This is a genomic window from Spirillospora sp. NBC_01491 (genome assembly GCF_036227065.1).
In the GTDB taxonomy this organism is placed as follows: Bacteria; Actinomycetota; Actinomycetes; order Streptosporangiales; family Streptosporangiaceae; genus Spirillospora; species Spirillospora xylanilytica.
Map to the genome: position 1 here is coordinate 1019781 of NZ_CP109432.1, position 20165 is coordinate 1039945.

The following is a 20165-nucleotide window of genomic DNA, read 5'->3' on the forward strand; positions in this document are numbered from 1 at the left end:
GTAGATCCGCGCGGCGGCGCCCGCCACGGCAAACATCGCCAAAGTGGTATTGACCAGTCGCCGAACCGGACATACAGTGACCGGACGCACTATCGGCGCTCCAGGAGGTGACAGGCGTGCTATCCAGTGGCGAACCGGCCAACGGGAGCACCAAACGGCAGGTCGTGCGGCGCGAGCTGCTCGCCATGCTGGACGAGCTGGGCGTCGGCGACGCCCTGTCCTCCGAGCGCCGGCTGGCCGAGGAGCTCGGCGTCTCCCGCCCGACGCTGCGCGCGGCGATCGACGGGCTGGTCAACGACGGCCTGCTCGAACGGCGCCACGGGAGCGGCACCTACGTGGCCGAGCCCAGGATCGCGGTGCCGCTGACCATGACCTCCTTCACCGAGGACATGCGGCGGCGCGGGATGCGCCCGGACGGCCGCGTCCTGTCGTTCCGGACCGAGACCGCGGGGGCCCGGATCGGCAGGAGGCTGGCCCTCTCCCCCGTCGAAGAGGTATTTACCATTCGGCGGCTCCGGCTCGCCGACGGCGCCACCATGGCGATCGAGACGCTCTACCTGCCGCGCCGCCTCCTGCCGGACCTGCGCCGGCAGGACCTGGAGGGCCGGTCGTTCTACGACCTGCTCCGCTCCGGCGGCGTGGAGATCGCCTCGGGCACCGAGACGATCGAGCCGAGCGTCACCACCGCCGAGGAGGCCGCCGAGCTCGGCGTGCCGGTGCACTCGCCGGTGTTCCTCTTCGAACGGGTGACGCGGGACGAGGAGGGCGGCCCGCTGGAGTACGTCAGGTCCCTCTACCGGGGGGACCGCTACCGGCTCCAGCTCGACCTGCGCCCGCCGCCGCACTGACGGCGCCGGACTCCACCACGGCCGCCGGAACACCACCCGGACCACCGGGACCACCGGAACACCATCAGTACCACCGGAACATCAGAACGCCGCGACCCGACCGTCAGGATCCATCCGCGCTGACGGGGGCGACAGCGCAAATCTCCAACCCCCTTTAGTGAGGTGCACCATGGACTTCGTCAAAGACGTCCTCACCTTCCTGGCCGACAACGTGTTCGGCCAGGTGCCCATCCTGATCGGGCTGATCACGCTCGCCGGGCTGCTGCTCCAGCGCAAACGCTTCGAGGACACCCTCGCCGGGGCGCTGCGCGCCACCATCGGGGTGGTGATCCTTTTCATCGGCGTGGAGATCTTCACCGGCGGGCTGACCAGCTTCCAGACCGTGCTGGCCAGCGCGATGAACTCCACGCCGCCGAAGGCCGACCACTCGCTCAACGACTTCCTGGGCTCGCAGGGCGGCACGATCGCGCTGGTCATCACCGTGGCGTTCCTGCTGCACGTGGCGATCGTCCGGCTGTTCCCGGCCGCCCGCTACCTGTACCTGACCGGGCACCTGATGTTCTGGGTCAGCACGGTCACGGTCGCCTCGCTGGTCACCATCGCGCCGGACGCCGACCAGCTCACGCTGGTGCTGTGCGGCGCCGGGTTCGTGGCCGCGTACTGGACCGTCCAGCCGCTCTGGATGCGCCCGCTGATGCGCAAGGTGATGCCCGACGACCGGTTCGGCTTCGCGCACACCAGCTCGCTGACCGCCCTGCTCACCGGCTACGCGGCCAAGCCGCTCGGCAGCCGCGACAAGCACGACACCGAGAAGCTCAAGCTGCCCCGCCAGCTCTCGTTCTTCAAGGACGTCAACGTCAGCACCGCGCTGATCATCTCGGTGATCATGCTGGTGGCGGTCGCGTTCGCCGACCACGGGGTGGTGACCAAGGCCGCCGCCGAGCTCGACCCGAAGCTGTCCCCGTGGGTGTGGGCGCTGCTGGTCGGCCTGCGGTTCGCCGGCGGCATCGCGATCCTGATGTTCGGCGTGCGGATGTTCCTCGGCGAGATCGTCCCGGCGTTCAAGGGCTTCAGCGACCGGGTGATCCCCGGCACCCGCCCGGCGCTGGACGCGCCGACGATCTTCCCGGTGGCGCCGACCTCGGTGATGGTCGGCTTCGTGACCTCGACCGGGGTGTTCCTGGTCTGCCTGGGGGTGTTCGCGGGGGCCGGCTGGTTCACCCTCGCCCCGCCCATGATCATGCTGTTCTTCGTGGGCGGCGCGGCCGGGGTGTTCGGCAACGTGGTCGCGGGCTGGCGCGGCGCGGTGCTCGGCGGCGTGATCAGCGGCCTGGTCCTGGCGATCGGGCAGGCCGTCACCTGGGGCCTGTTCGAGAAGACCGCGCCGGAGCTGTCGGCCCTCGCCGACCCCGACTGGTACGCGATCGCCTGGCTGCTCAAGGCCACCGACCCGGTCATCGGCGGCGCGTCGGTGTGGGCCATCCCGGTCGTCGCGCTGGCCGCCACGGCCGCGACCCTGCTGATCCTCGGCCGCCGCGAGAGCCGCGCCGCGGCAGAGGCGGAGGCGGCGGCGGAGACCGCCGCGTCCGGGAACAAGACCTCCCTGGACAAGGGCTGACAACGAGAGACGAGAGGGGTACTGAGATGGCACTCGACCGGCAACTGGAGGTCCTCGCCGTCTGCGGCCTGGGCATGGGCACCAGCCTCATCCTGAGGATGACCGCCGAGGACGCGCTGCGCGCCCTCGGCGTGGAGGCCCGGGTGGAGAACACCGACGTGTCCGCCGCGCGCGGGATGAGCCCCGACGTGATCATCGGGCAGGGCATGCACACCAGCGAGATCGCCGAGCTGGCCCCCGTCGTGATCACCATCAGCGACTTCCTCGACAAGGAGGGCCTGGAGGCGCAGCTGCGCGAGCGGCTGACCGAGAAGGGCTGGCTGGCGTGACGGTGCTGACCGCGACCGACGGCGCGACCCCGGCGGACTGGCGCGAAGCGGTCCGGCGGGCGGCGCGGGGCCTGGTCGAGGCGGGCGCGGCGGGCGAGGGCTACCCGGACGCCTGCGTCCGGGTGGTGGAGGAGAACGGCCCGTACATCGTGCTGGCCAAGGGCCTCGCGCTCGTGCACGCCCGCCCCGAGGAGGGCGGGCTGGCGGTCGGCGTCGGCGTGACCCGGCTGGCGGCGCCGGTCGAGTTCGGCCACCCCGACAACGACCCCGTCGACCTGCTCCTGGCCTTCTGCACGCCCGACCCCGACTCCCACGTCGGGACCCTGTCGACGCTGGCCCGCGCTCTGTCGGCCGGGCTCGCGGACCGGCTCCGCGGCGCCTCGGACGAGGACGCGCTGACCCGCGCCCTCGAGGAGGCGCTGCGCGATGCCTGACTCCCCCCGGCCCCGCCTCCCCGACCAGGTGCGGACTCTGCTCGACGACTTCGACGCGCACGGCGCGGACGCCGCCCGCACCGCCGCGCTCCTGCTGCTGGAGGCGATCGAGGCCGACGGCATCGTGCACGTCGCCGGGGCGGGGCACTCGCTGGCGATGGTGTGCGAGACGTTCTACCGGGCCGGGGGCCTCGCCCCGGTCCGGCCGATCTGGGACCCGCGCGTCTTCCCCCTCGACGACGCCGTGCGCAGCACCCGCGCCGAGCGCCAGGACGGGGTCGGGCGCGCGGTCGCCGAGGCCGCCGCGCCCGCCCCGCCCGATGTGGCGGTGGTGTTCTCCACCAGCGGGCGCAACCCGTACCCGGTCGAGATCGCGCAGGAGTGCGCGGCCCGGAACGTGCCGGTGATCGCGGTGACCTCGGTGCCGGCCTCGCGGGCCGCCTCCGCGCGCACCGAGACCAGCCTCGCCGACCACGCCGGGGTGGTGCTCGACACCCGCGTCCCCCCGGGCGACGTCGTGCACCCGGGCGGGGCGCCGCGCACGGCGGCGGTGTCGACGATCCTGGCCGCGTACGCGTGGTCGCGGGTGCTGGCCGACCTCGACGACCTCGCCTCCGCGCGCGGCACCGAGCTGCCCCGCTGGACCAGCGCGAACGTGCCCGGCGGCGACGCGGTCAACCAGGAGCTCCTGGCCCGCTACCGGCACCGCGTCCCGGAGCTGTCGGCCGGGACCTGAGCGGCGGCGCCGCCCGCGCGGAACGGCGGTCCATGCGTGGCGGTGTCCCCCCGGGCGGGGGGCACCGCCACGTCCGCGCCGGGCCCGGTACGCGCCTCGCGGTGCGCGCCTCGCGGTGCGCGCCGGGCCCGGGGCGCGGGGCGCGGGGCGGGGCGTCAGACCGCGCGGCCCCGCAGCTCGCGGTAGCGGCGCACCAGCGCGGCGGTGGACGGGTCCGGAGCCGACGCGGGGGGCTCGGCACCGGTCAGCGCGGGCGTGAGGTCGCCTGCCATCACCTTGCCGAGCTCGACGCCCCACTGGTCGAAGGAGTCGATCCCCCAGATCGCGCCCTCGACGAACACGATGTGCTCGTACAGCGCGACGAGCTGCCCCAGGGTGGACGGGGTGAGCCTCGGCACCAGGATCGTGCCGGTCGGCCGGTTGCCCGGCATCACCTTGTGCGGCACGACCGCGGCGGGCGCGCCCTCGGCGGCGATCTCGTCGGCGGTCTTGCCGAACGCCAGCGCCGAGGTCTGGGCGAACAGGTTGGCGGCCAGCAGGTCGTGCATGCCCGGACCGCCGGCCGAGGCGTCCTCGAACGGCTCGGCGAAGCCGATGAAGTCGGCGGGGACCAGCCGGGTGCCCTGGTGCAGGAGCTGGTAGAAGGCGTGCTGCCCGTTGGTGCCCGGCTCGCCCCAGAAGATCTCGCCGGTCTGCGCCACGACCGGCGCCCCGTCGGCCCGCACCGACTTGCCGTTGGACTCCATCGTGAGCTGCTGGAGGTAGGCGGGGAACCGCGCCAGCCGCTGCGCGTACGGCAGGACGGCGCGGGTCTGCGCGCCGAAGAAGTCGGTGTACCAGACGCCGAGCATCCCCATCAGCACCGGCATGTTGGCCTCGAACGGCGCGGTGCGGAAGTGCTCGTCGACGGTGTGGAACCCGGCGAGCATCTCGCGGAACCGGCCCGCGCCGATGGCCAGCATCAGCGACAGCCCGATCGCGCCGTCGAAGGAGTAGCGCCCGCCCACCCAGTCCCAGAACCCGAACATGTTGCCGGTGTCGATGCCGAACCCGGCGACCCGCTCGGCGTTGGTCGACACCGCCACGAAGTGCCGCGAGACCGCCTTGTCGTCACCGAGGCGGTCGACCAGCCACTGCCGGGCGACCTTGGCGTTGGTCAGCGTCTCCAGCGTCCCGAACGTCTTGGAGCTGATGACGAACAGGGTCTCCTCGGGGTCGAGCGCGGCCAGCGTGCCGGTGATGTCGGCCGGGTCGACGTTGGAGACGAAGCGGCAGGAGATCCCGGCGTCGGCGTAGTCGCGCAGCGCCTCGTAGGCCATCGCCGGGCCGAGGTCGGAGCCGCCGATGCCGATGTTGACGACCGTCCGGATGGGCCGGCCGGTGAAGCCGGTCCACTCGCCCGAGCGGACCCGCCCGGCGAACGCCTCCATCCGGTCGAGCACCGCGTGCACGTCGGCGGCGACGTCCTGCCCGTCCACGGTCAGCGCGGCGCCGCGCGGCAGCCGCAGCGCGGTGTGCAGGACGGCCCGGTCCTCGCTGGCGTTGATGTGCTCGCCGCCGAACATCGCCTCGATCCGCCCGCGCAGCCCGGCGCGCTCGGCCAGCGCCACCAGCAGCCCGAGCGTCTCGCCGGTGACCCGGTGCTTGGAGTAGTCGAGGAAGAGGTCCCCCGCGGTCACCGTCATCCGCGCGGCCCGCTCCGGGTCGTCCGCGAACAGCTCCCGCAGGTGCCGTCCGGACAGCGCCTGCTGGTGGTCGGCCAGCGCCGACCACTCGGGCGCCTCGGTGATATCAGCCATCTGCCCCTCATCCCCTCGCGTGCCTGACCGGCGCGGGCGGCTCCCGGCTCCCCCGGCGCGCCGCCGCCGGCCCACGGAGATCATAGGTCGGCGGGCGTCCGCGGGACCAAGCGTCCCGCGATCCGGGACGGCCGGTCAGCGGTCCGGCGGCCCGGTGGACCCGCGGACGACCAGCTCGGGCGGCGGATCGTCGACCACCTCGTGCGGGGCGGGCTCGCCGCCGAGCTGGCGGAGCAGCGCGGCGGCCGAGCGGCGGCCGAGCTCGCGCAGCGGCATCCGGACCACGGTGAGCGGCGGGGTCAGGTGCGGGGCGAAGAACACGTCGTGGACGGCGACGACCGACACGTCCCCGGGGACCCGCAGGCCCCGCTCGCGCGCGGAGCTCATCGCGCCGACGGCGGCGAGCACGTTGCTGACCACCACGCCGGTCGCGGCGCCCGGCTCCAGCCGGTCCATCGCGCGCTGCCCGTCGGCGGTGGTGTGCCCGCCGCGCAGCTGGGGGCCCTCGGGCAGGCCGGCCTCCTCCAGCGCCCGCCGCCAGCCCCGGGTCCGCGCGGCCGAGCGGCCCCGCGGCATGCCCAGGTGCAGGTGCGCGACGCGGGTGTGCCCGAGCCCGGTCAGGTGGCGGGTGGCCAGGTAGGTCGCGGCCTCGTCGTCGAGCCCGACGCTGCCGACCTCGCCGCGGGTGCGGTCGTTGACCAGCAGCAGCGGCAGCCGGGTCGACACGACCTTGGCGACGGTCGCGTCCGACCCGCCGGGGCCGCGCTGGAGCAGCAGCCCGTCGATCCGGTTGCCGCGCACCAGCTTCTCGAACGCCCGGCCGGTGCGGGCCAGCTCGTCGGCGTCGGCCAGGAGCAGCGCGTACCCGGCGGCGCTCGCCTCGGCCTGCGCCCCGGCGAGGATCTCGCTGTAGACCGGGTTGCTGGTGTCGTGCACCGCCATCCCGAGGATGCCGACCGCGGAGCTGCGCAGCGCGCGGGCCACCTCGTTCGGGGTGTACCGCAGCTCCTCGGCGACGGCGAGCACCCGGAGCCGGGTCTCCTCGCGGATGCGCAGGGCCGCGTCGCCGCGCAGCAGCCGGGACACCACCGCGGGGCTCACCCCGGCGGCCCTGGCCACGTCGCTGATCTTCGCGCGGCCGGCGGCGGGCGGCGGCGGGTCGTCGGTGGGTTGACAGCGCTCGGGCATGCCTGCGAGCGTACGGCATCGGTAAAACGATTTACCGACCTACTACCCCATCTGCCTGCGAGGAGGGTCGATCATGGAGTCGGCTATGCGGGACGCACCCCGTCCCGGCGGCCCGGTGACCACGCTGCACGGGATGGCCTGGGACCACCAGCGCGGGATCGGGTGCCTGCGGGCGGTGTCGGCCGCCTACACCGCCACCCGCCCGGACCTGAGCATCACCTGGGACTCGCGCTCGCTGCGCGAGTTCGAGGACGTGCCGGTGGCCGAGCTGGCCGCCCGCTACGACCTGGTGGCGATGGACCACCCCTACGTCGGGCAGGCGCACGCCACGTCCGCCCTGGTACCGCTCGGCGAGATCCTGCCCGCGGCGGTGCTGGAGGCGCAGCGCACGGCGTCGGTCGGCCCGAGCCACGCCAGCTACACCTGGGGCGGCGGCCAGTGGGCGGTGGCCATGGACGCGGCGGCCCAGGTGTCGGCGTACCGGCCCGACCTGCTGGCGGACCTGGGCTGGGACGCCCCGCCCCGGTCGTGGGACGGGGTGATCGAGCTGATGGAGGCGATGCCGGCCGGACGGGCGGTGCTCCCCGCCAACCCGACGCATCTGCTGTGCGCCCTGCTCACGCTCTGCTCGCAGGAGGCGGGCGGCCGGTCCGGCTGGCTCGGCCCGGAGGGGTTCGACCCCGAGGTCGCCGTCCCGGCGTCCGAACGGCTGCTGCGGCTGCTGGCCCTCGCCGGCCCGTCCTCCCTGGAGCTGGACCCGATCGGCGTGCTCGACCGGATGAGCGGCGGCGACGACGTCGCCTACGCGCCGATCGTGTTCGGGTACGTCAACTACGCGCGGCCCGAGGCCGGGCGGCGCGGCGTGCGCTTCGCCGGAATCCCGTCGCCGGACGGCGGGCCCGCCGGGTCGCTGCTCGGCGGCGTCGGCCTCGCGGTGTCGGCGCGGAGCCGGGAGCCGGAGGCCGCCGCCCGCTTCCTGGAGCACGTGGTCGGCTCCGCCTGCCAGCGCGGGGAGTACGTCCGCTCGGGCGGGCAGCCCGGCAACCGCGACGCGTGGACCGACCCCGCCGTGGACGCCGCGAACGGCGGCTTCTTCTCCGGCACGCTCGCCACCCTCGACCGCGCGTTCGTCCGGCCGCGCGACCCGGTGTACCCGCTCGTCCACAAGCGGGTCGGCGACGAGCTGCACCGGCTGGCCGGCGCGGGCGCGGGCGCGGCGGAGCTGGCCGCCCGCGCGAGCGAGGTGTGCGCGGCGACGTACGCGGAGCACGGCCGGTGAACCCGCTGGCCGACCTGGTCGCCGCCGCGCACCGCCGGTACGCCGCGCACCCGGCGGTGCTGGCCGGCGGCGGACCGGCGGGCGCCGGGACCGCCGGTGCCGGGACGGCCGATTTCGCCGAGCTGGGCGCGCGGGCCCGCGCGGCGGCGGGGGCGCTGGCACGGCTCGGGCTGCGGCCGGGCGACCGGGTGCTGATCGCGCTGGATAACCGCGCCGAGACGCTGCCGCTGGAGCACGGGATCTGGCTCGGCGGCCTCGTCCGGGTCGCGGTCGGCACCCGGCTGCACCCGGAGGAGATCGGCGCGATCGCGGCCGACTGCGCGCCCGGCGCGATCGTCTGCGAGTCCCGGATCGCCGGGGCGCTGGCCGGGCTCCCGGCGGGCTGCCGCGTGATCACGCCGGACGCGGGCCTCGGCGCCCTGTTCACCGGCCCTCCCGGCGGGCCGGGCGAGGGGCCGGCGGACGGCCTGGCCGCACTGATGTACACCTCGGGGAGCACCGGCCGCCCGAAGGGCGCGCGGGTGACCGGCGCCGCGTGGGCGGCGATGCTGGAGGCGATGTGGGCGGCGCTGCCGCCGGTCGGCCCCGGCGACGTGGTACTGCACACCGCGCCGATGAGCCACTTCGGCGGCTCGGTCGGGTCGGCGTACACGCTGGCCGGGGCGGCGGCGCTGCCGCTGGCCCGGTTCGACGCGGGCGCGGTGCTCGAGGCGGCCGAGCGGCACGCGGTCACGGCGATGCCGATGGTGCCGACCATGCTGGAGCGGCTCACCGCCGCCGCGGTGGAGCGGGGCGCGCGCCCCGCCGCGCTGCGCGCGATCGTCTACGGCGCCGCGCCGATCTCGGTGCCGGCGCTGCTGCGCGCCCGGGACGCGTTCGGCGACGTGCTGCACCAGTTCTACGGGCTGAGCGAGGCGCTGGCGCCGCTGACCGTGCTCGCGCCCGGCGACCACGCCTCCGGCGACGCCGCGCGGCTGGCGTCGGCGGGCCGTCCGGTCGCGTCGGTGCGGCTCTCGGTCCTGGACGGGGACGGCGCGCCGCTGCCGGCCGGGGAGACCGGCGAGCTCGCGGTGAGCGGACCGCAGATCATGCCGGGCTACTGGAACGACGAGGCCGCGTCGGCGGCGGCGCTCACCGGCGGCGTGTTCCGGACCGGCGACCTCGGCTTCGTCGACGCGGGCGGCTACCTGCACCTGGCCGGGCGGCGCAGCGAGGTGATCGTCACCGGCGGCTACACCGTGCACCCCGGCGAGGTGGAGCGGGCGATCGCCGCGCTGGACGGCGTGGCGGAGGTCGCGGTGCTCGGCGTCCCCGACGCGACGTGGGGCGAGACGGTCGCCGCGGCGGTGGTGCCGCGGCCCGGCGCCGCGGTGACCGAGGACGACGTGCTGCGCGCCTGCGCGGCGCGGCTGGCCGGATACAAGAAGCCCCGGCGGATCGTCTTCGCGGACGAGCTGCCGCAGAACAGCACGGGCAAGGTCGCCAGGCGCCTTCTGCGCGCCTGGTTCTGAGATTTCGACACCACGCAGATTCCGGAAACACGCACAGGAGGAGATCACGTGCCCATGGCACTGGAGGGTGTCCGCATCCTCGACTTCACGCAGATGATGCTCGGCCCGTACGGGACCCAGCTGCTGGCCGACCTCGGCGCCGATGTGATCAAGGTCGAGCGGCTGGACGGCGAGTGGGAGCGGGGCCTGAACCTTCAGGGCGGGCTGGTCGGCGGCGACTCGGCGGCCTTCCTGGCGATGAACCGCAACAAGCGGTCGGTGGCGATGGACCTGCGCTCGCCGGACGTGCGCGCGGCGCTGCTGGAGCTGGCCGCGACCTGCGACGTGGTGGTGGAGAACTTCCGCCCCGGCGTGCTCGCCAAGCGCGGCCTCGGCTACGACGACTTCCGCGCGGTGAAGCCCGACATCATCTACTGCTCGGGCTCGGGCTGGGGGCAGGACACCCGCTACGCGCGGGAGGGCCGGCCGGGGCAGGACCTGCTGATCCAGGCGATGTCGGGGCTGGCGGCCAACGGCGGCCGGGCCGGCGACCCGCCCACCCCGGCGGGCACCGCGGTGGTGGACGCCGCGACGGCGCTGACGCTGTCGAACGGGATCCTCGCCGCGCTGGTGGCGCGGGAGCGGCACGGCGTCGGGCAGCGGGTCGAGGTCGACCTGTACTCGACCGCGATCGCGCTCCAGTGCCAGGAGATCTCCTCGATGGTCAACCAGGACCGCGAGTTCTCCCGGTCGGCCGAGGGCGTCGGGCAGGCGTGGCTGGACGCGCCGTTCGGCATCTACCGCGCGTCCGACGGGTGGCTCGCGGTGGCGATGGCGCCGCTGGAGGTGGTGGGCCCGCTGTTCGGCGCCCCCGAGGTCGCGGAGCTGGACGCCTTCGCCGACCGCGACGAGGCCAAGCGGCTGCTCGAGCTGCGCAGCGCGCAGCGGACCACCCGGGAGTGGCTCGACACGCTGCTCCCGGCGGGCGTGTGGTGCGCGCGGGTGCGCGACACCAAGGAGGCCGTGGACGAGCTGCGCGCCGACGGGTCGGACCTGATCGTGCGGGCCCGGCACGCGGTGGCGGGTGAGATCGAGCTGATCGGCTGCCCGATCCGGATGTCGGAGACCCCGTGGCGGATGCGGTACGCGCCGCCGGCGATCGGCGAGCACACCGGCGAGGTCCTCGGCGAGCTGCTGCCGGACGAGCGGATCGCGGCGCTGCGCGCGGACGGCGTGATCGCGTGAGCGGCGCGGAGACGCGGATCCACGAGCACCTCGCCGAGACCCGCGGGAACGGCGTCGCGGTGCTCCGGGTGGACCGCGAGGCCGCGCTCGGCGCGCTGTCGCGGGGCATGGTCGAGGCGCTCGGCGGCTATCTCACCCGGCTGCGGTCCGACGAGGACGTGCGGGTGCTGGTGCTCACCGGCACCGGCCGGGGCTTCATCGCCGGGGCCGACCTCAACGAGTACTCCGGCGTGGGCCGGACCGCGTTCGACGACTACCAGAAGCTGTCGCGGAGCGTGTTCGACCAGCTCGCGGCGCTGCCGCAGCCGACGGTCGCGGCGGTGAACGGGTACGCGCTCGGCGGCGGCTTCGAGGTGGCGCTGTGCTGCGACCTGATCGTGGCCTCCACCGCGGCGCGGTTCGGGCTGCCGGAAATCTCGCTCGGGCTGCTGCCCGGCGGGGGCGGCACCGTCCGGCTGACCCGGGCGGTGGGCGCGCGGGTGGCCAAGGAGCTGGTGCTGACGGGCCGCCGGATCAAGGCGCCGGAGGCGCGCGACCTGCGCCTGGTCACCGCCGTGGTGGAGGCGGACGAGCTGCTCCCCCGCGCGCTCGAGCTGGCCGGGACCATCGCGCGGCAGGCGCCGCTGGCGGCGCGGGAGGCCAAGCGGCTGGTCGACGACGGGCTGGAGACCGGGCAGGCCGCCGCGCTCACCCGCGAGCAGCAGGTGCTGTCGTGGCTGTACACGACGGCGGACGCGCAGGAAGGAGTCGCCGCGTTCCTGGAGAAGCGCGAAGCCGTCTTCCATGGTCGCTGACATGAACACCGCCGGCATCGTCCCAGGCGGGGACCCGCCCGGGACGCCGATCTCGTCCTGGCAACGAGCACATCGAGGTCCGGCTGACCTGTCCGCGCGGTTGACGGCCCGGGGGAGCTGAGGGGCCCGCGGGGTCGGCATAGGATCGGCCCGCGCCGGACCGGCGGCGCGCGAGGGCGGGTCGACGGCCCGGGAGCGGACGGGAGCGACGGTGGAAGAGCGGCATTTCTGGGTGGGCACCTATACCGGCGCGATGGGCGGCGGGCAGGGCGTCTACCGGTTGCGGCGCGGGCCGGACGGGGCGCTGGAGCGGCCCGAGCCCGCGGCCGTGACCACCTCCCCGTCCTATCTGGCCGTCCATCCGGGCGGCGGGGTGCTGTACGCGGTCAACGAGCGGGCCGAGGGCGCCGTCGTGGCGTACGCGGTCGACGGCGGCCGGGGGCTGCGGGAGATCGGTGTGCGTCCGGTGCCCGCCGGGCCGTGCCACCTGACCGTCACTCCCGGCGGCGGCCTCCTGCTGGCCGCCAGCTACGACGCGGGGGCGGTGAGCGCCGTGCGGCTCGGGCCGGACGGCGCGTTCACCGGCGACCCGTCGGTGTACCAGGGGCACGGCCGCGGGCCGCGGGCCGACCGGCAGGAGGGCCCGCACGCGCACGCGACCGCGGTCGCGCCGGACGGCACCGTGCTGGCGGCCGATCTCGGCGCCGACGTCGTCCGCGCCTACCGGATCGCGGCGGACGGCGGCGCGCTGGAGCCGGTCTCGGAGATCCGGCTGCCCGCCGGGTGCGGGCCGCGGCACCTGGTCGTCCATCCGGGCGGGCCGGTGCACGTGCTGACCGAGCTGGCCGGCACCGTGATCACGCTGCGGCCCGGGAGCGGCCACGCCGACCTGCGGATCACCGCGGAGGCGCCCGCGACGGCCGGGCCGGTCCCGGCGGGCTCGCAGAGCGCGGCGATCAAGCTCGGCGCGGACGGCCGCCACCTCTACACGTCCATGCGCGGCGCCGACGTGGTCACCACGCACCGGATCCTTCCCGGCGGGGCCGGGACCGAGCCGGTCGACGACGTCCCGTCCGGCGGGGAGTGGCCGCGCGACCTGCACGTGGACGGCGAGTGGCTGCACGTCGCCAACCAGTATTCGGGGTTGGTGGCCGCGTTCCGGATCGGCGCGGACGGCGTGCCGGTGCCGGCCGGGCCCCCGGTGGAGGTGCCGTCCCCGGCCTGCATCGTGCCCGCCTAGACCCGATTGCGGCCTGTATCGACTGTGTTTTCCGGTCCGTCCGGATGGGCACGCCCCAGAGGGAGGACGGGCGGACCGCGGGACGGGCGCCACGGACACCAGGGGGGCTGCCGGGCCATGACCATCGCGACGACCAATCCGGCGACCGGCGAGGTGGAGCGGACCTTCGAGGCGCTGTCCGGCGCGGAGCTCGACCGGCGGATCGAGCTCGCGGGGCACACCTTCAACGGCTACCGCCTCACCCCCCTGGAGACCCGGGCCGGCTGGATGCACGCGGCGGCCGACCGGCTGGCCCGCGAGACCGAGCGGGTCGCGATCCTGATGACCACCGAGATGGGCAAGACGCTGGTGTCGGCGCGGGCCGAGGCGCGCAAGTGCGCCAAGGCGATGCGGTTCTACGCCGACCACGCCGCGGAGTTCCTGGCCGACCGGCCCGCCGACGCCGCCGCCGTGGGCGCGCGGGACGCCTACGTCTCCTTCCGCCCGCTCGGCCCGGTGCTGGCCGTCATGCCGTGGAACTTCCCGCTCTGGCAGGTGGTCAGGTTCGCCGCCCCGGCGCTGATGGCCGGGAACGTCGGGCTGCTCAAGCACGCCTCGAACGTGCCGCAGACCGCCCTGTACCTGGAGGAGCTGTTCCTGCGCGCCGGATTCCCCGAGGGCGCCTTCCAGACCCTGCTGATCGGCTCGGCGCAGGTCGAGCGGGTGCTGCGCGACCCCCGGGTGCGGGCCGCGACGCTCACCGGCGGCGAGCCGGCCGGCCGCTCGGTCGCGGCGATCGCCGGGGACGAGATCAAGCCGACCGTGCTGGAGCTCGGCGGCAGCGACCCGTTCGTGGTGATGCCCTCGGCCGACGTCGAGCGGGCCGCCCAGGCGGCGGCGGCCTCGCGCTGCCTCAACAACGGGCAGAGCTGCATCTCGGCCAAGCGCTTCATCGTCGACATCGGCGTGGCCGACACCTTCGAGCGGCGCTTCGTGGAGCAGATGCGGGCCCTGCGGGTCGGCGACCCGATGGAGGAGTCCACCGACGTCGGCCCGCTGGCGAGCGAGCGGGGCCGGGCGGGCATCGAGGAGCTGGTGGACGACGCCGTCCGGCGCGGCGCGCGGGTGCTGTGCGGCGGCGAGCGCCCGCCCGGCCCCGGCTGGTACTACCCGCCGACCGTGCTCACCGGGGTGACGCCCGACATGCGGATGTTCGGCGAGGAGGTCTTCGGGCCCGTCGCCGCGCTGTACCGGGTGCGCGGCGTCTCGGCGGCGGTCGAGCTGGCCAACGCGACCGGGTTCGGGCTCGGGTCCAACGCCTGGACCCGCGATCCGGGGGAACGCGACCGCTTCGCGCGCGAACTCGACGCGGGGCAGGTGTTCGTCAACGGGACGACCACCTCCTACCCCGAGCTGCCGTTCGGCGGCGTCAAGCGCTCGGGCTACGGCCGGGAGCTGTCCGAGCAGGGCATGCACGCCTTCTGCAACGTCAAGACCATCTGGATCGGCGAGGGTGTCGACGGCTGAGCCCGGCGGGGCGCGGCGCCGGCGGGGTCCGGCGCGGAGGGGTCACGGGCGCGGGAGCGGTGCGCGGGAGCGGCGCGGGTGCCGGGTGCGAGAACGGGGCCGGGAACGGGTGCGCGGAGGGCGCTCAGCCGATCGCGGTCGGCGAGGTCGCCGGGCGGGTGGCGGGCTTGCGGTGCCTGCGGGCCTCGGCGAGGGTCGGGTGCACGGTGAAGGCGCGGTGCAGGCCGGTGATGCGCAGCAGCTTGACCATCGGCGGGCGGGGCGCGGCGAGCACCAGGCCGAGGCCGTCGTGGCGGGCCCGGCGGCGGGCCGCGATCAGCAGCGCGAGCCCGTTGGCGTCGCAGAACGTCACGCCGGACAGGTCGATGATCACCGGCGCGGTGGCGCGGCGCAGCGCGGCGATCAGCCGCTCGCGCACATCCGGGGCGGTCGCGATGTCGAGGTCGCCGTGCAGCGCGATCACGGTGTGGCCGGCCAGCCGGCGGGTGGTGAGGCCCTCGGCCACGGAGCCGGGCCCGCCCCGCACGGGATCGGGCGCCTCCGGGACGGGAGGAGGTAGGTTGTTGGTGCGCATGACGGATCTCCGATCCGGGTGGTGGAACGTGCATACGGTCGGCCGTGCCTGCCCGGGTGCGACGGACGCTGTGGCGGCATCGTTCCGCCCGGCCCGTCCGGACCCGAAGTGGCGGCCGGAGTGCTGAAAAGACCGGGACGATGGCGGCGGTGCCGCCTTAGTGGAATTCCTCGGTCAACACCGACTATACGCCCCCAGCCGCCGGACGTCCCGTAAAATCCCCTGACCTGCGACGATGCCCGGCTTCGGAGCGAGGTCCGGCTATCGGTGCCGGAGCAGGAGGTAGAGGCGAAGCGCGCCGCAGGGCGCGAGGGCGCCCTCCTGGACCGGCCTGGCCCTGGCCGCGCCGTCCCGGTCCACCGCGCCGATGTCGAGGTCGCGCAGCAGGGCGCCGGTCACGTGCCGCGCCGACCTGGAAACGATCACGCGGCCCTGCGCGTTGAGCAGCACCGCGCCGGGCGGCAGCAGCGGCAGGACCGACTTCTCGATCCGCCGCACGTACAGGTCGGCGCCGGTGACGCCGAGGAAGCGTGGCCCGTCCAGCACCGGCGCCGACATCGTGAGGATGTACTGGTCGGTGCCGTGGAAGTCGACGTACGGGCCGTGCACGTAAGGGCCGCCGGTCCGCTCGGGGACCCGGAACCACGGGTGCCGGGTGTAGTCGTAGAAGCCGGTGCTGGACGGGTCGAGGTCGAGGACCAGCGGCTCGGGCGGGCGGTCCCCGACCACGTGGAACCACTCCAGCCACAGCGGCGCGTCCTCCAGCAGGCCCGGCGCGGCGACGAACCCCGATCCAGACACCAGCCGCCCGTGCTCCTCGATGACGGCGAGCGCGCCGGCGCGCAGGGCGGAGAGGGCGCCGCGCCCTGGCTGCCCGCCGCCATCCGGGGCGGGCTCGTCCCGGACGGCGCCGGAGGCCCCGGCGCTGAACCGCCGGAGGGAGCGCAGCACCGCGTCGAAGACGCGTCCCACGTCGGCGCCAGTGGCCGCGGCCTGTGCGAGTCGATCGGTCACTGTCGTCCACCTCGGCCTGCCTGGGGGGATCGGCGCCGTCCGGGGCCGGCGCCGCTTCATGGTCGTACGAGACCGAGGTGCAGTTCGATGAGCCGCTCGAACGCCCCGGTCACATGCCGCCGGGCGAGCCGCGCCGCGCCCTCGCCGTCCTGCGCCGCGATCGCCTGGACGAGGTCGCGGTGCTCGCGCAGGAGCCGCCGCCGGGTGCGGGCGTCGGCGCCGGGCAGCCACAGCAGCGGCCCGATCTCGGTCTGGAGGCGGACCTCCTCGCGGGTGAGCCGGGCCGACTGGGCGGCGGCGGCCACCTCGACGTGGAACCAGCCGTCGGCACGGTGCTGCGCCTCGCCCCCGGCGGCGCCGCCGAACGCGTCCCGGGCGTCCTCCAGGCGGCGCAGGTCCTCGGGCGAGGCCCGCTCGGCGGCGAGCAGGGCGGCGCCGGCGGCCACCGCGGAGTAGTGGTCGCCGAGATCGCGCAGGTCCTCCACCGACAGGTCGGCCAGCCGCGCGCGCAGGTGCCCGGTGACCTCGCCGGGCGAGGGGGCCCGCACGAAGCTGCCGCCGCCGCGCCCGCGGCGGGTGACGATCAGGCCCTGCCTGCGCAGCTCGCCGAGCGCCTCCCGGACGGTGACGGTCGCGACCCCGAGCCGGGCGGCCAGCTCGGGCTCGCTCGGGAGCTGCTCGCCGTCGCCGAGCAGGCCGAGCGAGATGGCGCCGGCCAGCCGCCGGGTGATCGTCTCGGCGCGGCCGAGGCTCTCCAGCGGCGCGAAGACGGCGAGCCTGGTGACGGCGGAGGCGTCCCGCGCGGGCATCGGTCTCCCTTCGTCCTGCCGTCCCGCCTCGCGGGAAAAGAGCCCGGCACAGGGGCTTGCGATTAAAAATCTGGGACCATATCTTTTCGCTCTGAGGGTATCCGCACCACGCCATGGTGCACCCCGGCCGCCCCCGACCGTCGCCCCTCCGGCAAGGGAGCACTCCCGTGTCCGCTGCACCCGGCCCCAGCGCAGACCACGACGCAGACCACGACGAGGACACCGCCCGGCTCGCGGACCTCGGCTACGCCTCGCACTACAAGCGCGACATGAGCCTGTGGGCCAACTTCTCACTCGGCTTCACCTACCTGTCGCCGGTCGTGGGCGTCTACGCCCTGTTCGGCTTCTCGCTCGCCGCCGGCGGGCCGCCGATGATCTGGAGCCTGGTCGTCGCGGGCCTGGGCCAGCTGCTGGTCGCGCTGGTCTTCGGCGAGATCGTCTCGCAGTACCCGGTCAGCGGCGGCGTCTACCCGTGGGCGCGGCGGCTGTGGGGACGACGCTGGGCGTGGCTGAGCGGCTGGATCTACCTGGTCGCGCTGCTGGTCACCATCGCCAGCGTCAGCTACGGCGCCGGCCCCTACGCCGCGTCCCTGCTCGGCATCGAGCCGTCGGCCGACCACACCATCGCGTGCGCGCTGGTGATCCTGGCGGTCGCGACGGCGATCAACCTGTCCGGCACCCGGAACCTGGCCCGCGCCGCGATCATCGGCTTCGCCGCCGAGCTGGTCGGCGCGCTCGCGGTCGGGATCTGGCTGCTGGCGACCGAGCGGCACCACGGGGCGGCCGCGCTGTTCGACGGGTTCAGCACCGGCGGCGGAGGCGGCTACGCCGGGGCGTTCCTGGCCGCGAGCCTCATCGGCATCTTCCAGTACTACGGGTTCGAGGCGTGCGGCGACGTCGCCGAGGAGGTCCGCGACCCGGGCCGGCGGATCCCGAAGGCGATGCGGATGACGATCTACGTCGGCGGCGGCGCGGCCCTGTTCGTCACCTTCGCGCTGGTCTCCGCGGTCGCCGACGTCGGCGCGGTGATCTCGGGGCGGGACGCCGACCCGGTCACCACCGTGCTGACCGCCGCGTTCGGCCCGGTCGCGGTGAAGGTGATCCTCGGCATCGTGCTGATCTCGTTCGTGTCGTGCGCGATGAGCCTCCAGGCCGCGGCGAGCCGGCTCGCCTACGCCTACGCCCGGGACGAGATGATCGCGGGCAGCCGGGCGCTGGCCCGGTTCTCCGCCGCGCGGCGCGTCCCGCCGTACGCGCTGCTGCTCGCCGCGCTGGTCCCGGCGGCGGTGGTGCTCGGGTCCAAGCTCTCCGCGGACGCGCTGACGAAGATCATCTCGTTCGCCTCGCTGGGCATCTACCTCGGCTTCCAGATGGTGGTGCTGGCGGCGCTGCGGGCCCGGCTCAAGGGCTGGCGCCCGGCCGGCCGGTTCACCCTCGGCCGCTGGGGCCTGCCGGTGAACGTGGCGGCGCTGCTGTACGGCGTCGCCGCGATGGTCACCATGTCGTGGCCGCGCTCCCCCGGCCGGCCCTGGTACGACGACTACATCGTCCCGCTGTCCGGCGCGGTCGTGATCGGGCTCGGCCTGGTCTACATGGCCGCGACCCGCCACTACGGGCGCGGCGACGCCCCCGCGGGCGACGCGATCCCCGGCGCGGCGCCGGCCGGGGCCGCGGCGCCGCCGCCCGGACCCCGGACCACCGCCTGAGCCCCCGGCTGCCGCCCGGACCCCGAACTCCATCCGAACCCCCGACCACGACCCCGAGAGGAGGGGCCATGGGCCAGAGCACGGCCGCGTCCGCGAGCGCTCCCTACTTCGACATCTCCGATCCCGCCTTCTCCGTCCAGTCCGAGGAGGTCCGGCGCGCCCGCGAGAGCGGCTGGTACGCCCGGACCAACTACGGCATCGCCGTGCTGCGCCACGACGAGGTCGGCCGGCTGCTGAAGCATCCCCTGCTCGCGCAGGGCAGCGCCCGCTGGCCCGCGCACCACGGCATCACCTCCGGCCCGTTCGCCGCGTGGTGGGCCAACTGGGTGCTCAACAAGGAGGGCGAGGACCACCGCCGGCTCCGCCGCCTGCTGAACCCGGCGTTCTCGCGCCGGCTCGTCGACCCGCTCGTGCCCCGGTTCCAGGCGCTGGCGGCCGAGCTGATCGGCGCGTTCCGCGAGCCGGACCGGTGCGAGTTCATGGGCGAGTTCGCCGAGCCGTACGCGGCGCGGGTCATCGCGATCATGCTCGGGCTGCCCGAGGAGCACTGGCCCGAGCTCGCCCGCACCTCCGCGACGATCGGCCTGGCGATGGGCGTCACCATCCGCGCGGACCTGCCCAGGATCGAGGCCGCGCTGGACGACCTCTACGGCTACACCGACGAGCTGATCGCGGCCCGCCGCCGCGACCCGCGCGACGACTTCGTCACCCGGCTCGCCCAGGCCCAGCACGAGCAGGACCGGCTCAGCCCCGAGGAGCTGCGCGACTCGCTCGTGCTGCTGGTCTTCGGCGGGTTCGACACCACCCGCAACCAGCTCGGCCTGGCGATGCGCGCGTTCCTGGACCACCCGGACCAGTGGCGGCTGCTCGGCGAGCGGCCCGAGCTCGGCCGCGCCGCGGTCGAGGAGGTGATGCGGACCGCGCCGACCACGACCTGGGTGACCCGGGAGGCCAGGGAGGACTTCGCCTTCGAGGGCCTGGACATCGCCGCCGGCACCACCGTGCACCTGTTCGCCGAGTCGGCCGGGACCGACCCGCTGTCGGTCCCGGACGGGAGGTTCGACATCACCGCCGAGCGGCCCCCGCACTTCGGGTTCGGCGGCGGCGCCCACCACTGCCTCGGGCACTTCGTCGCCCGCGCCGACATGAGCGAGGCGCTGCCGCTGCTCGCCCGGCACCTGCGCGACCCCCGTCCCGGCGGGGAGCAGCGGTGGCTGCCGCTCAGCGGCAACACCGGCCCGGTGACGCTGCCCGTCGCCTTCACCCCGCGATCCGTCCCGCCCACCGGCTCGAAGGGAGCCCCCGCATGAAGGTCGTCGTCGACCTGACGCTGTGCCAGGACCACGGGCAGTGCGCGATCGCCGCGCCCGAGGTCTTCCGGATGAACGGCGAGGGCCGCCTGGAGTACGACGGCTCCCCCGGCGAGGGGCGGCGCGAGGCCGCCGAGGACGCTGCCGACGTGTGCCCCGTCCAGGCAATCACGATCGAGGACTGACCATGACCGGGCACGTAGTGCTCGTCAGGATCCCCGCCTCGCGGCACCGCCCCCACCGGGA

19 protein-coding genes are annotated in these 20165 nt (G+C 75.2%); 14 read left to right on the forward strand and 5 right to left on the reverse strand.

From position 1 onward, the window contains the following. Positions 1 to 116: 116 nt before the first annotated feature. The 5 genes from OHA34_RS04945 (at position 117) to OHA34_RS04965 (ending at position 3965) form a co-directional block, all read left to right on the forward strand. Positions 117 to 848, forward strand: coding sequence for a GntR family transcriptional regulator (locus OHA34_RS04945; RefSeq protein WP_285942988.1), 732 nt, complete (start codon positions 117 to 119; stop codon positions 846 to 848). A gap of 169 nt (positions 849 to 1017) precedes the next feature. After that, complete coding sequence (locus tag OHA34_RS04950) at positions 1018 to 2466, forward strand: PTS ascorbate transporter subunit IIC (RefSeq protein ID WP_329520840.1); 1449 nt, start codon at positions 1018 to 1020, stop codon at positions 2464 to 2466. Between the two features lie 26 nt (positions 2467 to 2492). Further along, a complete protein-coding gene (locus OHA34_RS04955; protein WP_285942986.1) occupies positions 2493 to 2795 on the forward strand; it encodes a PTS sugar transporter subunit IIB in 303 nt (100 codons plus the stop codon). Next, on the forward strand, positions 2792 to 3229 hold the full coding sequence (locus tag OHA34_RS04960; protein WP_285942985.1) for a PTS sugar transporter subunit IIA: 438 nt from the start codon (positions 2792 to 2794) through the stop codon (positions 3227 to 3229). The genes OHA34_RS04955 and OHA34_RS04960 overlap by 4 nt, the downstream gene beginning before the upstream one ends. After that, on the forward strand, positions 3222 to 3965 hold the full coding sequence (locus OHA34_RS04965; protein WP_285942984.1) for a sugar isomerase domain-containing protein: 744 nt from the start codon (positions 3222 to 3224) through the stop codon (positions 3963 to 3965). Before OHA34_RS04960 ends, OHA34_RS04965 begins: the two co-directional genes overlap by 8 nt. Before the next feature lie 155 nt (positions 3966 to 4120). Here OHA34_RS04965 and pgi read toward each other — a convergent pair whose 3' ends face one another. Both pgi and OHA34_RS04975 read right to left on the reverse strand, forming a co-directional pair. Continuing rightward, complete coding sequence (pgi, locus tag OHA34_RS04970; protein WP_285942983.1) at positions 4121 to 5764, reverse strand: glucose-6-phosphate isomerase; 1644 nt, start codon at positions 5762 to 5764, stop codon at positions 4121 to 4123. Positions 5765 to 5899: 135 nt separating this feature from the next. Then, entirely contained in the window at positions 5900 to 6952 is a 1053-nt protein-coding gene (locus tag OHA34_RS04975) for a LacI family DNA-binding transcriptional regulator (RefSeq protein ID WP_285942982.1), read from the reverse strand. 85 nt (positions 6953 to 7037) lie between these two features. On the opposite strand from OHA34_RS04975, the gene OHA34_RS04980 reads away from it, so the two are divergent. The 6 genes from OHA34_RS04980 (at position 7038) to OHA34_RS05005 (ending at position 14506) form a co-directional block, all read left to right on the forward strand. After that, positions 7038 to 8231: an ABC transporter substrate-binding protein gene (locus OHA34_RS04980; RefSeq protein WP_329520841.1), complete on the forward strand. Its 1194-nt coding sequence runs from the start codon at positions 7038 to 7040 to the stop codon at positions 8229 to 8231. After that, entirely contained in the window at positions 8228 to 9742 is a 1515-nt protein-coding gene (locus OHA34_RS04985) for a class I adenylate-forming enzyme family protein (protein WP_329520842.1), read from the forward strand. Before OHA34_RS04980 ends, OHA34_RS04985 begins: the two co-directional genes overlap by 4 nt. Before the next feature lie 54 nt (positions 9743 to 9796). Next, positions 9797 to 10966, forward strand: coding sequence for a CaiB/BaiF CoA transferase family protein (locus tag OHA34_RS04990; RefSeq protein ID WP_285943826.1), 1170 nt, complete (start codon positions 9797 to 9799; stop codon positions 10964 to 10966). Beyond that, entirely contained in the window at positions 10963 to 11760 is a 798-nt protein-coding gene (locus OHA34_RS04995; RefSeq protein WP_285942979.1) for an enoyl-CoA hydratase/isomerase family protein, read from the forward strand. Before OHA34_RS04990 ends, OHA34_RS04995 begins: the two co-directional genes overlap by 4 nt. Positions 11761 to 11971: 211 nt before the next feature. Continuing rightward, complete coding sequence (locus OHA34_RS05000; RefSeq protein WP_285942978.1) at positions 11972 to 13000, forward strand: lactonase family protein; 1029 nt, start codon at positions 11972 to 11974, stop codon at positions 12998 to 13000. Positions 13001 to 13117: 117 nt separating this feature from the next. Continuing rightward, positions 13118 to 14506, forward strand: coding sequence for an NADP-dependent succinic semialdehyde dehydrogenase (locus tag OHA34_RS05005; protein WP_285942977.1), 1389 nt, complete (start codon positions 13118 to 13120; stop codon positions 14504 to 14506). A gap of 124 nt (positions 14507 to 14630) precedes the next feature. On the opposite strand, the gene OHA34_RS05010 is transcribed toward OHA34_RS05005, so the two are convergent. The 3 genes from OHA34_RS05010 to OHA34_RS05020 form a co-directional block, all read right to left on the reverse strand. Further along, positions 14631 to 15080, reverse strand: a complete 450-nt coding sequence (locus OHA34_RS05010) for an STAS domain-containing protein (protein WP_285942976.1) — start codon at positions 15078 to 15080, stop codon at positions 14631 to 14633. A gap of 261 nt (positions 15081 to 15341) precedes the next feature. Further along, positions 15342 to 16094 carry a cache domain-containing protein gene (locus OHA34_RS05015; protein ID WP_285942975.1) on the reverse strand — a complete coding sequence of 251 codons (753 nt, stop codon included), beginning with the start codon at positions 16092 to 16094 and terminating at the stop codon, positions 15342 to 15344. A gap of 56 nt (positions 16095 to 16150) precedes the next feature. Continuing rightward, complete coding sequence (locus OHA34_RS05020) at positions 16151 to 16903, reverse strand: FadR/GntR family transcriptional regulator (RefSeq protein ID WP_285942974.1); 753 nt, start codon at positions 16901 to 16903, stop codon at positions 16151 to 16153. Between the two features lie 167 nt (positions 16904 to 17070). On the opposite strand from OHA34_RS05020, the gene OHA34_RS05025 reads away from it, so the two are divergent. The 3 genes from OHA34_RS05025 (at position 17071) to OHA34_RS05035 (ending at position 20104) form a co-directional block, all read left to right on the forward strand. Continuing rightward, the gene (locus OHA34_RS05025; protein ID WP_329520843.1) at positions 17071 to 18609 is read left to right on the forward strand and encodes an APC family permease; all 1539 of its coding nucleotides are present in this window, start codon (positions 17071 to 17073) and stop codon (positions 18607 to 18609) included. A gap of 68 nt (positions 18610 to 18677) precedes the next feature. Beyond that, on the forward strand, positions 18678 to 19919 hold the full coding sequence (locus OHA34_RS05030; protein WP_285942972.1) for a cytochrome P450: 1242 nt from the start codon (positions 18678 to 18680) through the stop codon (positions 19917 to 19919). After that, on the forward strand, positions 19916 to 20104 hold the full coding sequence (locus tag OHA34_RS05035; RefSeq protein WP_285942971.1) for a ferredoxin: 189 nt from the start codon (positions 19916 to 19918) through the stop codon (positions 20102 to 20104). The genes OHA34_RS05030 and OHA34_RS05035 overlap by 4 nt, the downstream gene beginning before the upstream one ends. The last annotated feature ends 61 nt before the right edge of the window (positions 20105 to 20165 follow it).

Excerpts from the sequence above, each read along its gene's own strand:
- OHA34_RS05030 (WP_285942972.1), top strand. The coding sequence starts at position 18,678 with ATGGGCCAGAGCACGGCCGCGTCCGCGAGCGCTCCCTACTTCGACATC.
- OHA34_RS05005 (WP_285942977.1), top strand. The coding sequence starts at position 13,118 with ATGACCATCGCGACGACCAATCCGGCGACCGGCGAGGTGGAGCGGACC.
- OHA34_RS05035 (WP_285942971.1), top strand. The coding sequence starts at position 19,916 with ATGAAGGTCGTCGTCGACCTGACGCTGTGCCAGGACCACGGGCAGTGC.
- OHA34_RS04975 (WP_285942982.1), bottom strand. The coding sequence starts at position 6,952 with ATGCCCGAGCGCTGTCAACCCACCGACGACCCGCCGCCGCCCGCCGCC.
- OHA34_RS04990 (WP_285943826.1), top strand. The coding sequence starts at position 9,797 with ATGGCACTGGAGGGTGTCCGCATCCTCGACTTCACGCAGATGATGCTC.
- OHA34_RS05010 (WP_285942976.1), bottom strand. The coding sequence starts at position 15,080 with ATGCGCACCAACAACCTACCTCCTCCCGTCCCGGAGGCGCCCGATCCC.
- OHA34_RS04965 (WP_285942984.1), top strand. The coding sequence starts at position 3,222 with ATGCCTGACTCCCCCCGGCCCCGCCTCCCCGACCAGGTGCGGACTCTG.
- OHA34_RS04950 (WP_329520840.1), top strand. The coding sequence starts at position 1,018 with ATGGACTTCGTCAAAGACGTCCTCACCTTCCTGGCCGACAACGTGTTC.
- OHA34_RS04980 (WP_329520841.1), top strand. The coding sequence starts at position 7,038 with ATGCGGGACGCACCCCGTCCCGGCGGCCCGGTGACCACGCTGCACGGG.
- OHA34_RS05020 (WP_285942974.1), bottom strand. The coding sequence starts at position 16,903 with ATGCCCGCGCGGGACGCCTCCGCCGTCACCAGGCTCGCCGTCTTCGCG.
- pgi (WP_285942983.1), bottom strand. The coding sequence starts at position 5,764 with ATGGCTGATATCACCGAGGCGCCCGAGTGGTCGGCGCTGGCCGACCAC.
- OHA34_RS04955 (WP_285942986.1), top strand. The coding sequence starts at position 2,493 with ATGGCACTCGACCGGCAACTGGAGGTCCTCGCCGTCTGCGGCCTGGGC.